Source organism: Salmonella sp. 32010601201800023SM (assembly GCF_017572235.1).
GTDB lineage: Bacteria > Pseudomonadota > Gammaproteobacteria > Enterobacterales > Enterobacteriaceae > Salmonella > Salmonella enterica.
Genome location: NZ_JAGEQS010000002.1, coordinates 427,022 through 439,179 on the forward strand (window position 1 = coordinate 427,022; position 12,158 = coordinate 439,179).

General features: G+C 53.3%; 12 protein-coding genes. 5 read left to right on the top strand and 7 right to left on the bottom strand.

Going from position 1 to position 12,158, the window contains the following annotated elements; all coding sequences use genetic code 11:
* Positions 1 to 213: 213 nt before the first annotated feature.
* Both csdE and csdA read right to left on the bottom strand, forming a co-directional pair.
* Positions 214 to 657: a cysteine desulfurase sulfur acceptor subunit CsdE gene (csdE, locus tag J4617_RS09460; protein WP_000184195.1), complete on the bottom strand. Its 444-nt coding sequence runs from the start codon at positions 655 to 657 to the stop codon at positions 214 to 216.
* Complete coding sequence (gene csdA / locus J4617_RS09465; RefSeq protein ID WP_000991053.1) at positions 657 to 1,862, bottom strand: cysteine desulfurase CsdA; 1,206 nt, start codon at positions 1,860 to 1,862, stop codon at positions 657 to 659. The genes csdE and csdA overlap by 1 nt, the downstream gene beginning before the upstream one ends.
* Positions 1,863 to 2,054: 192 nt before the next feature.
* Between csdA and J4617_RS09470 the strand changes: the two genes are divergently transcribed.
* From J4617_RS09470 to rlmM, 4 genes are all read left to right on the top strand, one after another.
* Positions 2,055 to 2,282: a YgdI/YgdR family lipoprotein gene (locus tag J4617_RS09470; protein ID WP_000750393.1), complete on the top strand. Its 228-nt coding sequence runs from the start codon at positions 2,055 to 2,057 to the stop codon at positions 2,280 to 2,282.
* Between the two features lie 346 nt (positions 2,283 to 2,628).
* Entirely contained in the window at positions 2,629 to 3,546 is a 918-nt protein-coding gene (gene gcvA / locus J4617_RS09475) for a glycine cleavage system transcriptional regulator GcvA (protein ID WP_000044409.1), read from the top strand.
* A gap of 18 nt (positions 3,547 to 3,564) precedes the next feature.
* On the top strand, positions 3,565 to 3,960 hold the full coding sequence (locus tag J4617_RS09480; RefSeq protein ID WP_000203913.1) for a DUF423 domain-containing protein: 396 nt from the start codon (positions 3,565 to 3,567) through the stop codon (positions 3,958 to 3,960).
* Positions 3,953 to 5,053: a 23S rRNA (cytidine(2498)-2'-O)-methyltransferase RlmM gene (rlmM, locus tag J4617_RS09485; RefSeq protein ID WP_017465992.1), complete on the top strand. Its 1,101-nt coding sequence runs from the start codon at positions 3,953 to 3,955 to the stop codon at positions 5,051 to 5,053. The genes J4617_RS09480 and rlmM overlap by 8 nt, the downstream gene beginning before the upstream one ends.
* Before the next feature lie 58 nt (positions 5,054 to 5,111).
* Here the strand turns inward: rlmM and fucR are convergent, their stop codons facing one another.
* The 5 genes from fucR to fucP all read right to left on the bottom strand — a co-directional run bounded on the left by fucR (position 5,112) and on the right by fucP (position 10,946).
* Complete coding sequence (fucR, locus tag J4617_RS09490) at positions 5,112 to 5,822, bottom strand: L-fucose operon activator (RefSeq protein ID WP_000642330.1); 711 nt, start codon at positions 5,820 to 5,822, stop codon at positions 5,112 to 5,114.
* 57 nt (positions 5,823 to 5,879) lie between these two features.
* Positions 5,880 to 6,302, bottom strand: a complete 423-nt coding sequence (gene fucU / locus J4617_RS09495) for an L-fucose mutarotase (protein WP_000920848.1) — start codon at positions 6,300 to 6,302, stop codon at positions 5,880 to 5,882.
* A gap of 1 nt (position 6,303) precedes the next feature.
* On the bottom strand, positions 6,304 to 7,722 hold the full coding sequence (gene fucK / locus J4617_RS09500; RefSeq protein WP_000806780.1) for an L-fuculokinase: 1,419 nt from the start codon (positions 7,720 to 7,722) through the stop codon (positions 6,304 to 6,306).
* Positions 7,723 to 7,822: 100 nt separating this feature from the next.
* Positions 7,823 to 9,598: an L-fucose isomerase gene (gene fucI, locus J4617_RS09505; protein WP_000724126.1), complete on the bottom strand. Its 1,776-nt coding sequence runs from the start codon at positions 9,596 to 9,598 to the stop codon at positions 7,823 to 7,825.
* A gap of 31 nt (positions 9,599 to 9,629) precedes the next feature.
* Positions 9,630 to 10,946, bottom strand: a complete 1,317-nt coding sequence (gene fucP / locus J4617_RS09510; protein WP_000528625.1) for an L-fucose:H+ symporter permease — start codon at positions 10,944 to 10,946, stop codon at positions 9,630 to 9,632.
* Between the two features lie 555 nt (positions 10,947 to 11,501).
* On the opposite strand from fucP, the gene fucA reads away from it, so the two are divergent.
* Entirely contained in the window at positions 11,502 to 12,149 is a 648-nt protein-coding gene (gene fucA / locus J4617_RS09515) for an L-fuculose-phosphate aldolase (protein ID WP_000440819.1), read from the top strand.
* Positions 12,150 to 12,158: the final 9 nt, after the last annotated feature.

Sequence of the window (12,158 nt, forward strand, 5' to 3'; positions counted from 1 at the left end):
CGCTACATCGAGTGGCTTTATTTACTCTAAAATCTTCACGCCGTTTTAACATGGATTCTAACATTGTAATTTCATTGTGATAGCTGATAAAAATCAAAAGAATGTTTATCAGGGAAATCTGACGCCGAAACTAATAAAGTGACTGGATTATTTTATCTGCACCGCCTGACCGCCGCGGACGGCGCTGTCAGGCGACAGAATATTTACGCTATTTCACCCCTTATGCGTTGCGGCAACAATCGCTTCGCTCAGCGCGTTCAGCCCCTGACTGCGTGAGGCGCTAAGCTGGGCGCGTAAACCCAGCTCATCAAACAGCGCCAGCGGTGAACGAGCCTGCAACTCGGCGGCGTTTTTTCCTTCCACCGCGGTGAGCAATACCGCCAGCAGGCCGCGGACAATCCGCCCCTCACTGTCGCCGAAAAAGTGCATCGTTCCGTTATCTGACTGGGTAAAGCCCAGCCAGACGCGGTTCTCGCAGCCGGCTATCTCTTTCGCCTGCGCTTTGCATTCATCCGGCAGAGCGGGGAGCTGTTTTCCTAACAGAATCAACTGACGATATTTATCCTCCCACTGGGTCAGCGGGAGAAAGATAGCGCGTAACGTCTCTTCCGTTACCGTTGTGCCGAACGGGTGTCCGGTATAAAGAGGGTTTGTCATTAATCCACCAGCAGTTCCAGCGCGCGGTCAACGGCGTTAACCAACGCATCCACATCATGTTGGGTATTATACGGCGCAAAAGAGGCGCGCAGAGTCCCTGTGACGCCAAGTTCCGCCAGCAATGGCTGGGCGCAATGTTGCCCGGCCCGGAGCGCAATACCGTATTCCGCCAGCAGTGTCACCATATCGCCGTGGTGCACGCCGACAAAATCAAAGGCCAGAAGGCTGGAGTCCTGGCAGCGGAACGAACGAAAGCCCGGGCGTTTCGCCAGTGCGTCTTCCGCCAGCGTCGCCAGCCCGCGGCTCCAGTTTTCGGCCTGTTCAATATCGATATCGGACAGCCATTCCAGCGCAGCGCTCAGGCCGATGACCCCGGCGACGTTCGGCGTCCCCGCTTCCAGCTTCCAGGGAGCGCTTTGAGTGGTGAAGCCTTCAAAGCTAACGTCACGGATCATCTTGCCGCCGCCGAGCCAGGGCGACATCGCCTCAAGAAGCTCCGGCTTACCGTACAGCACGCCGATACCGGTCGGGCCATACAGTTTGTGAGCGGAAAAAGCATAAAAATCGATATCAAGCTGCTGAACATCCGCCGGGAAGTGTACCGCGCCTTGCGCGCCATCTACCATCACGACCATTCCCGCTGCGTGAGCGGCGCTGATAGCGCTTGCGAGATCCGGGCAGCCGCCCGTTACGTTCGACATTTGCCCCAGCGCCAGAATCCGGCTGCGCGACGTGATCAGTTCCGGCAGACGCTCAACATCAGGAAGACGTCGGTCATTAAGCGGCAGTTTTATGACCTGCGCGCCGGTTTGTTGCGCCACCATCAGCCAGGGCACAAGGTTGGCGTGATGCTCGGCGACGCTAACGATAATTTCATCGCCGGGGCGCAGACGAGGACGGGCGTAACACTGCGCCACCATGTTGATCGCTTCGGTGGTGCCGCGTGTCCAGACGATACTTTTTTCATCGGGCGCGTTTAACAGTCGCGCCGCTTTTGCTCTGGCCGCTTCATATTGCGCTGTCAGGCGCTGCGCCTGCGCAAACTGGCTACGATGAACGTTACCGGCGCTCAAACAATAAAACTGGTGCGTGGCGTCAATGACTGCCTGTGGCTTTAATGCCGTGGCGGCGCTATCGAGATAAACACCCGCATCGGCTAGCGCGGGAAACTGCGCGCGAAACTGCGTGGGATTAAAAGCGTTCATGATATTCCTCGGTTCAGTTTACCGATCGTGGCGTAAAAGCGCGGCTGATACAAGGTTTGTCCTAACCATCGGAATCGTCTGTATATCCTGGCGAATTATGTAAAGGAGGTTATGCTGAATAATGTTAGGCGAATGTTTAAGCCTGTTACGGAGTCCGCTTTAAATAGCACAAACAGCTTTAAGGAGAAGAAGATGAAAAAGACTGCCGCAATTATCTCTGCATGTATGCTGACTTTTGCCCTGAGCGCCTGTTCCGGTCCTAATTACGTTATGCACACCAATGATGGACGTAGCATTGTGACCGACGGTAAACCCCAGACCGATAACGATACCGGTATGATTTCGTATAAAGACGCTAATGGCAACAAACAGCAGATCAATCGTACTGACGTGAAAGAGATGGTGGCTCTGGAAAACTAACCGTTTGTTATACAAAAAAAAGCACCGCAATATGGCGGTGCTACATTAATCACTATGGACAGACAGGGTAAATGTACAGGAAGTGAAAAAGGGTAGTCTCGCTACCGTGGTCTGAATCGCAGACCAATTGCAAACACAACAACACAACATCACAACCGTAAGCCAAAAGCCCATCAGAACACGCATTCCGATAAAACTTTTCGTTCCGGCTCAGGAAGTGCCGCCACTATAGGTATTTGCTGGTAGAACCTCAACGGACAATTTATAATGTCTCAGATTAAAAAAACTAATAGGTTACATGTTGTTACCTATTTGTTAAATTCATTCGACATTAAGTCCAGAGGCCATGTCAAAACGATTACCTCCTTTAAATGCGTTACGCGTTTTTGATGCTGCCGCGCGCCATTTGAGCTTTACGCGAGCAGCGGAAGAACTTTTTGTGACGCAGGCCGCAGTAAGCCACCAAATTAAGTCACTTGAGGATTTTTTGGGGCTAAAACTGTTCCGCCGCCGCAATCGTTCGCTGCTGCTGACGGAAGAAGGCCAAAGCTATTTTCTCGACATTAAAGAGATATTTTCCCAGCTCACGGAAGCAACGCGTAAGCTCCAGGCGCGCAGTGCCAAAGGGGCGCTGACGGTGAGTTTACCGCCCAGTTTTGCCATCCAGTGGCTGGTGCCCAGGCTCTCCAGCTTTAACTCAGCTTATCCGGGAATTGACGTTCGGATACAAGCCGTTGACCGTCAGGAAGATAAACTGGCAGACGATGTCGATGTCGCGATTTTTTATGGCCGGGGAAACTGGCCGGGCTTGCGCGTCGAAAAATTATACGCAGAATATTTACTGCCCGTCTGTTCTCCTTTATTACTCACAGGCGAAAAACCGTTAAAAACGCCGGAAGATCTGGCGAAACACACGCTATTGCACGACGCCTCCCGGCGTGACTGGCAGGCCTATACTCGTCAGTTAGGGCTCAACCATATTAACGTTCAGCAAGGGCCGATATTTAGCCACAGCGCGATGGTGCTACAGGCCGCTATTCACGGACAGGGGATCGCGCTGGCGAATAATGTTATGGCGCAGTCGGAAATTGAAGCCGGGCGACTGGTGTGTCCATTTAACGATGTTCTGGTGAGTAAGAATGCTTTTTATCTGGTTTGTCATGACAGCCAGGCAGAACTGGGTAAAATAGCCGCCTTCCGTCAGTGGATTTTGGCGAAGGCGGCGACGGAGCAAGAAAAATTCCGTTTTCGTTACGAACAATAATTAACTTAGGGTATGACCATGACCAGCCGTTTTATGCTGATTGTCGCCGCTATCAGCGGTTTTATTTACGTTGCTCTGGGCGCGTTCGGGGCGCATGTTTTGAGTAAAACCCTGGGCGTGGTTGAAATGGGCTGGATTCAGACCGGCCTGCAATATCAGGCGTTCCATACGCTGGCGATCTTTGGCCTGGCGGTGGCGATGCAGCGCCGTATCAGCATCTGGTTTTACTGGAGCAGCGTTTTTCTGGCGCTGGGCACGGTGCTGTTTAGCGGCAGCCTGTACTGCCTTGCGCTTTCGCATCTGCGCCTGTGGGCGTATATCACGCCTGTCGGCGGCGTCAGTTTCCTGGTGGGCTGGGCGCTATTGCTGATTGGCGCCATTCGTATGAAACGTAAGGGCGCGAGCCATGAATAAAGTTGTATTGCTCTGCCGTCCGGGGTTTGAAAAAGAGTGCGCTGCAGAAATTACCGATAAAGCGGGAAAACGGGAAATATTTGGTTTTGCACGCGTAAAAGAGAACGCAGGCTATGTCATTTATGAATGCTACCAGCCGGAAGATGGCGAAAAGCTGATTTCAGAACTGCCGTTCAGTTCGCTGATTTTCGCCCGCCAGTGGTTTGTGGTGGGGGAACTGCTGCAACATTTACCGCCGGAAGACAGAATTACGCCGATTGTCGGCATGTTGCAGGGCGTAGTGGAAAAGGGCGGCGAGCTGCGGGTTGAAGTCGCCGACACCAATGAAAGTAAAGAACTGATGAAGTTCTGCCGCAAATTTACGGTGCCGCTGCGCGCGGCTTTGCGTGATGCGGGCGTATTGACGAATTATGAAACGCCGAAGCGTCCGGTCGTTCATGTCTTTTTTATCGCGCCAGGATGCTGCTATACCGGCTATTCGTTCACACATAACAATTCACCGTTTTATATGGGCATCCCGCGTTTGAAGTTTCCGTCTGATGCGCCGAGCCGCTCAACGCTGAAACTGGAAGAGGCGCTCCACGTTTTCATCCCGGAAGATGAGTGGGATGAACGTCTGGCGAACGGCATGTATGCGGTGGATTTGGGCGCCTGTCCCGGCGGATGGACGTACCAGTTAGTGAAGCGCAATATGTGGGTCTACTCCGTAGATAACGGCCCAATGGCGCAAAGCCTGATGGACACCGGACAGGTGACCTGGTTGCGTGAGGATGGCTTCAGGTACCGTCCGAACCGGAATAATATTTCATGGATGGTCTGCGATATGGTGGAGAAGCCGGCCAAAGTCACCGCGTTAATGGCGCAGTGGCTGGTGAACGGCTGGTGCCGGGAGACGATTTTTAACCTTAAACTGCCGATGAAAAAACGCTATGAAGAGGTGTCGCATAACCTGGCGTATCTTCAGGCGCAGTTGGATGAGCATGGCGTTAATGCGCAGATCCAGGCGCGTCAGCTTTATCACGATCGCGAAGAAGTGACGGTACACGTGCGTCGGTTGTGGGCGGCTGTTGGCGGGCGTCGCGACGAGCGATAAAAACGCGCTGCCGTCATCCGGCGCGTCATCAGCGCCGGATGACGCACGCTTATCCGGCCTATGACTGCGGCGCATCTGAAACAATATGCGTCACGTCATCCAGATGGCCGATGCGCGCCTCTCCTGAACGATTAAATTTACTTTTATCAATCAATAATAAAGACTGCGAGGCGCGCCTGAGCAGGATAGATTTAAAATCGGCGTTGATCGCATTGGAGTCCCACAGATCGCCGCCGCCGTCGATCCCCTCACAGGAAAAGATGAACAGATCGATATCAAGCGATTTTAGCTGTGAGATAAGCGACGGATTAACATAACAGCCATATTTACGTTCAAGCTGGCCGCCGGAACTTATCAGCGCAATGCGTTCGCGTTTTCCCAGCTCCTGACAGATAGGATGGCTATTGGTAAAAACCTGAATGGGAATATCCGGCAACTGGCGGGCCAGATACCAGCAGGTTGAACTGGCATCCAGCGCAATCGTCATTCCTTCTTCTATCCACGCTAACGCTTCACGGGCAATATCGGCTTTGTGCGCATAATGGCTTTTCAGGCGGATATGGAATGGATCGCCGCTGTCCTGATTTTCACGATGAATATATTTAGCTCGTCCGTGATTACGCAGCACTTTTCCCTGCGTCTGTAGTTCACTGAGATCGCGGCGGATGGTCTCTTTACTGACGTTAAGCCGGGTGGCCAGCGCTTCGGTGGTCAGACTTTTATGATTGATCAGCAGATCGACTATCGCTTGTTGGCGTGCCGCTTTCATTTTTCTCACCCCATCATTCGATGAACGCCCGCGTCATGCGGGCGCACCGGCAAGAGATTACGGCGTTACCCCTTTTTTTAAAAGAATATTTCCGTACTTCGCGCACTCACCTGTGATAACGATCGCAAACGCTTTTTGCGCCCGCTCATAAAACGCATAACGGTCGATACGAACGATATCCGGGCACGGCGCTTCTAATGACAAAGCATCGCGATAGCGCGCTTCAACGCTGGGGTCGAGCGTGTCGCCTTCCACGGCGGCCATCATTACCAGCGGCGGGGCGTAGCTATCCAGCTCAAAGAGCGGAATAATTGCCCGCAGTAGATCGCTGACGCTAAGACCATCGGCGCGAATCACCTGTGGGCCCAGGCTATGCGCGGGAAAGTGAGCGTCGGAAAAAATGATTTCGTCCCCGTGGCCCATCTCGGCCAGCACTTTGAGCAGTGTCGGGGAAATTAACGGTGAAATGGTTTTTAGCATTTCATACTCCCTCAATAATTTCGGGTTCGGTTTGCGGCCAGAAATAGCGATACTGATAATTGACCTGCGCGCGCGCCTGCTCCGGGCTACTAAATTCGCCTACGCCGTACCAGCCAAACATGGCAGCGCCGGCCACGGTGGTTTCCGCGTCGTCCAGCACTTTGATAGGGATATCAAGTTGATTCGCTTTAATTTGATTCCACAAAGCGTTGCGACTGCCGCCGCCAACCAGTAACAGTTCTGTGGCGTTAAAATGGCCGATTTTCTCCAGCGTGCGCAGATTACGCTGAAGTTGCGCCGTCAGGCCTTCCAGCGCGGCGCGATAGAAATGGCCGCGGGTGGTATTGAGCGTCACGCCCTGCCAGCCTGCATTTTGGCAGGCGAGCAGATCGCACTGCATCCGTACGCCTTCCGCGCCAGCGGGAATAGCGCGCGCTTCGTCGATCAGCGTTTGCCATGGCGTTTCCGGCGTCCACAGCAGTTTTCGTACCCATTCGAGTACGCCGGAGGCCAGCCACTGCATTCCGGGGTTATAAAGCCCCGACTGACTGTCCAGTTCACAGGTCGAGCCCGGATACTGACTGAGCAGCGAGGTATCCACCTGACCGCTGCGCACCATCAGAATCTCCCAGGTTCCGGAGGAGAGCACTGGTTCACCTTGCTGCGCGCCAGCGCCGAATAACGCGAACTGAGTATCGTGTCCGGCAGAGATCACCGGCACACCCGCCGGGAGACCGAGTAGCCTGGCCGCGTCTGTCTGTAGCGTGCCTATCGGGGCGCCCGCTTCCACGATACGCGGGAACAGGCGGCGCGCCAGGCCCGTCGCCTGCAGGATTTCCGGACTAAAGTCGCGCTGATGGATATCCAGTAGCTGGCTGGTGCCTGCCATAGTGATATCGGTCGTAAACTCACCGGTCAGACGGTGGTTAATCAGCGACGAGATAAACAGCCAGCAGTGAGCTTGTTCCAGCAGGCGCGGATGATTCTCTTTAAGCCAGACCAGTTTATACAGCGTGTTAAAGCTGAACGCGCCGACGCCGGAGAGCGTCTGCAATTGCCGGGGCGAGATAAAGCGCTCAATCGTTTCCATCACGGCGGCGGTTCGCGGGCATTTCCAACTGATGACCGGGTAGAGCAGCTTACCCTGCGCATCGACCAGCGCGCCATCGACGCCGAAAGTAGTCACCGTAATACCGCGAACAACACACTCCGACAGGGCGCTGGAGAGTGACCTGCAGCAGTCGGCGAAACGTTGCAGGATGGCGTCCAGCGACCACTGATGCCAGGCGCTATTTTCTGCGGCAATGTCGCTGGCGTTAGCGGTTGAGGCGCGGGCGACAATTTTCCCCTGGCGATCAACGGCGATCGCCCGAACGTTTGTCGCACCGCAGTCGAGAACCAGGATAACGTCTTGTTTCATAGATAACTCCATAAACGCCGCCCGATGGCGCTACGCTTATCCGGCCTACGGTTCACGAGCCCGTAGGCCCGGTAAGCCTGCGCCACCGGGCTAAGCCGCATTAACGTTTATACAGCGGGCCATAATTCTGGCAGGCGCGATAATCCTGGCCTTCGATATCCATACCGTGAGCCGCCCAGGCGGAAGGGCGGTAGATCTTCGCCTCCTCCACGTTGTGCATACATACCGGGATACGCAGCATCGCGGCAAGAGTAATAAAGTCCGCCCCTACATGGCCGATGGTGAGTACGCCGTGGTTAGCGCCCCAGTTCGCCATCACCGAATAGACATCGGTAAACGGGCCTTTGCCGGTAAGACGCGGCGCAAACCAGGTGGTAGGCCAGGTAGAGTTGGTGCGGGCATCAAGCTGATCGTGCATCGCTTTCGGCAGTTCGACGCTCCAGCCCTCGGCGATTTGCAGCACTGGTCCCAGGCCTTTGATGATATTCACGCGGGTCATGGTGAATGGCACGCCGCCTTCGGTCAGGAAACGGGATGAGTAGCCGCCGCCGCGGAAGTATTCGTGAATCGCCGGGCACCATTCGGTGGCCGCCAGACACGCATCCGCCTCTTGTTGGCTGATTTCCCAGTGTGGTTTCATGGTCGGCTTGCCTTCGCTGTCGCGCTGTTTACAGGCACCGTCCAGAGCGGCAGAACCGGAATTAATCAGGTGAATAATGCCGTGCTCCGCCAGTCCGCTAAGCGCCTGGCCGGTGACGCGTTCTACGGCTTCCGGCGACCAGTAGGTTCGCACGTCGGCGAATATCTGCGCGGTACCGGTGAGTTGATGGCCAAACAGCATCGCTACGCCGTTCAGACTGTCATTTTCGGTGGCGACGACAAACGGTTCGCGTACGCCGTTCCAGTCAAAAGAACTATTGAGCAGCGCTTCGGCGGTATCGCCGTTCGGGTATTGATCGGTCCAGTGGCGCTGGCCCTGGAAGCCGGCGGCAATGGCGTTGTAGCCCAGCGATTCTTCAACTAACCCTTTGTCCGCCAGCGTCTTGTTGCCCTGCATCATGTCGCGAATACACATCGCCATCAGCAGGCTCTCTTTTAACACCGCGCGGTTCTGGGCTTCATTGCGCTTATACTGCGAGGCGTTCTGATCTTCGCCGTAGCGGAAGTTTTTATCCGCCCACGCCAGCGCCATCTCCAGTTCGGCCTCATCATAAATTTTTTGATCGATACGGCGGCGCAGTTCGGTCATATCTACCGCTTGCACCTTCATGCCCAGCCAGGATTCAAAGAAGTTATGATCGACAATGGAACCCGCGATCCCCATCGACACGCCGCCGACGGAGAGGTAGCTTTTGCCTTTCATGCTGGCTACCGCTAACCCTGCCCGCGCAAAACGCAGTAGTTTTTCTTCGACGTCGGCAGGAATGGAGGTATCGTCGGCATCCTGCACGTCATGGCCATAAATGGAGAACGCCGGAATGCCTTTCTGGCTGTGCGCCGCCAGCGCTGCGGCAAGGTAAACCGCCCCGGGACGCTCTGTGCCGTTAAAGCCCCAGATGGCTTTCGGACGCATCGGGTCCATATCAATGGTTTCGCTGCCATAGCACCAGCACGGCGTAACGGTAATGGTCACGCCCACGTTCTGGCTACTGAATTTTTCTTCACAGGCGGCGGATTCCGCCATTCCGGCAATACAGGTATCCGCAATGACGCACTCCACCTGAGCCCCGCAGGCGTGGCGGATTTTCTCGGTGATGAGCGCCGCCGTCGCTTTCGCCATATTCATGGTTTGCTCTTCGAGTGACTCGCGTACGCCCATACGACGTCCATCAATCACCGGGCGGATACCGATTTTCGGTAAGCTGATTTTTTTCATGACAGATTCCTCACGTTATTCGGATAAATGTTCAGTTTGTCGCCGCTTGTGAACGGAAACGGGCAAAAATGAAGATGACGGCAAAGCACAATGCCGGAACCAGTTCGGCGGTCGGGATTTTGCCTGCGGCGTCGCTAACGAAGCCCATTACTGGCGTGACAATACCGCCGCCAATGATGGTCATGACGATAAAAGACGAGCCGTACTTAGTGTCCTGTCCCAGATTTTTGATACCCAACGAGAAGATGGTCGGATACTGGATTGACATAAATGCGCTACACAACGTCAGCGCCAGCAGGCCGATATGTCCGCCGCTAAAGGCGGAAATCAGACACAGGAGCATGGCAAGCAGGGCATAGGCGGCCAGCACTTTATGCGGCGCGAAGCGGCTGATAAGCCAGGTCCCGGTGAAACGGCCGATAAAGAAGCACACCATCGTGCCGGTCAGGTAGTTGGCGGCGAAACCGGGCGTCATTCCAGGGATCTCCTCAATGGCGTAGCGGATCAGATAGCTCCAGCAGGCGGTTTGCGCCCCCACGTAGCAGAACTGCGCCAGCACCGCCCAGCGCCAGTGGCGGATACGGATGAGTCGGGAGAGAGAAGATAAGAAAGAGCTTTGTTTAGCATCGCTATGATCGTCACTTTGCAGGGCCGGAAATTTGGTCAGCATAATCAGCAGCGCAACTACTAATACGATGGCGACGATAATCATGTATGGCGTTTGTACCGATAACACCAGGCTGTGTTTATAGGCGCTAAGCTGATCCGGCGTCATTTTATCAAGCGCTTCTTGTGATTGATGCGGCACGTTAGACAAAATAAGGCTTTGCCCAAACACAACGGCGATAATAGCGCCAAAGGAGTTAAAAGTTTGCGCCAGATTAAGCCGGAAATGTCCACCGCTTTCTGGACCTAATACCGTCACAAAAGGGTTGGCCGCAGTTTCAAGGCAGCCTAAACCAGCGGCGATGATAAACAGGCCAATTAAAAACAATGTGTAATTCATTATCTCGGCGGCAGGCCAGAATAATGCGGCGCCAACAGCATACAAAAAAAGCCCGGTGATAATCCCTGCTTTATAACTGAGTTTTTTCATCAAAATCCCAGCGGGAATTGGAATGACGAAATAACCGAAATAAAAGGCTGACTGAATAAGCCCGGCTTGAAAGTTAGTTAGCGTAAAAGCTTGTTGAAACTGCGGTAATAAAATGTCATTCAGATTATTGGCGACGGCCCACAGAAAAAATAGCGAGCAAAGTAAGGCGAATGGAATAATGTAGCGCTTGCTCTTGCTTTGCTCTGCATCCACAGCACGAAAACTCTGCGTTTGTATTGTTGTGTTTCCCATAGCATCCTCATCGGTTCAGAAGCTTTTGCGTGCGGTCGGTTCTGGTCACCAGACCGTAAAATTAGGTGAGTTCGCTTTTCTTTCCGGTAATAAATTGGCGTCCGGAATGAACTCATGGATTCATTTTCAAATAAAAAAGGCCTTTTAATATGATGGCGGTCACATTTATACCTGAGAGCAGAGCGTTCTGTGATTATCATCACTTTAATTTCCATAAAAAAATGACCGTTTGAGATGTTTAATTTAAAAAACCACAGACTGAATGCCCGAATTAAATTATTGCCACGAAAACGGGCAGTAGTAACTTATTCTTCATTTTTGCCCGTTTTAAAAAATATTATTAAGAGCGGGCATTTATCGGCGAGAGAAACGGTAGTCGTCTGGTTTATCGTGGCGAATTAATTGATGTGAATCACAAAATATCGTTATTTAAATTCCCTTCTCTTTATTCAGTATGATGATAGTTGCTAACTATTCGATTATTTCAATAGGACAGCAGCGCGATGCGAAAGGCGGTTTTGTTGTCTCATTTTGAATCACAGAGAGAGGTAAATAATGGAACGAAATAGACTGGCGCGGCAGATTATTGATACCTGTCTGGAAATGACGCGGTTAGGGTTAAATCAGGGGACGGCAGGTAACGTGAGCGTACGTTATCAGGGCGGATTGCTGATTACGCCGACGGGGATCCCCTACGAGAAGCTGACAGAGTCGCACATTGTCTTTATTGATGCTGACGGTCAGCATGAGCAGGGCAAGCTGCCTTCCAGCGAGTGGCGTTTTCATATGGCGGCATACCAGACGCGCCCTGACGCCAATGCCGTGGTACATAACCACGCTGTCCATTGTACGGCAGTCTCGATCCTGAATCGCCCGATTCCGGCGATTCACTACATGATTGCCGCCGCGGGGGGGAACTCTATTCCCTGCGCGCCCTACGCCACTTTTGGCACCCGCGAACTTTCTGACCATGTTGCCGTGGCGCTTAAAAATCGTAAAGCGACGCTGTTACAGCATCACGGGCTTATCGCTTGTGAAGAAAATTTAGACAAAGCGTTGTGGCTGGCGCATGAAGTGGAAGTGCTGGCGCAGCTCTATTTAAGTACGCTGGCCATTGTCGATCCGGTACCGGTACTGGATGACGAGGCGATCGCTATCGTACTGGAGAAATTTAAAACTTACGGATTACGTATTGAAGAGTGATGTCAGGAG

Bases quoted from the DNA above. Each gene is read 5' to 3' on its own strand.
- csdE (WP_000184195.1), bottom strand. From the start codon at position 657: ATGACAAACCCTCTTTATACCGGACACCCGTTCGGCACAACGGTAACG.
- rlmM (WP_017465992.1), top strand. From the start codon at position 3,953: ATGAATAAAGTTGTATTGCTCTGCCGTCCGGGGTTTGAAAAAGAGTGC.
- fucA (WP_000440819.1), top strand. From the start codon at position 11,502: ATGGAACGAAATAGACTGGCGCGGCAGATTATTGATACCTGTCTGGAA.
- J4617_RS09470 (WP_000750393.1), top strand. From the start codon at position 2,055: ATGAAAAAGACTGCCGCAATTATCTCTGCATGTATGCTGACTTTTGCC.
- J4617_RS09480 (WP_000203913.1), top strand. From the start codon at position 3,565: ATGACCAGCCGTTTTATGCTGATTGTCGCCGCTATCAGCGGTTTTATT.
- fucP (WP_000528625.1), bottom strand. From the start codon at position 10,946: ATGGGAAACACAACAATACAAACGCAGAGTTTTCGTGCTGTGGATGCA.
- csdA (WP_000991053.1), bottom strand. From the start codon at position 1,862: ATGAACGCTTTTAATCCCACGCAGTTTCGCGCGCAGTTTCCCGCGCTA.
- gcvA (WP_000044409.1), top strand. From the start codon at position 2,629: ATGTCAAAACGATTACCTCCTTTAAATGCGTTACGCGTTTTTGATGCT.
- fucR (WP_000642330.1), bottom strand. From the start codon at position 5,822: ATGAAAGCGGCACGCCAACAAGCGATAGTCGATCTGCTGATCAATCAT.
- fucI (WP_000724126.1), bottom strand. From the start codon at position 9,598: ATGAAAAAAATCAGCTTACCGAAAATCGGTATCCGCCCGGTGATTGAT.
- fucK (WP_000806780.1), bottom strand. From the start codon at position 7,722: ATGAAACAAGACGTTATCCTGGTTCTCGACTGCGGTGCGACAAACGTT.
- fucU (WP_000920848.1), bottom strand. From the start codon at position 6,302: ATGCTAAAAACCATTTCACCGTTAATTTCCCCGACACTGCTCAAAGTG.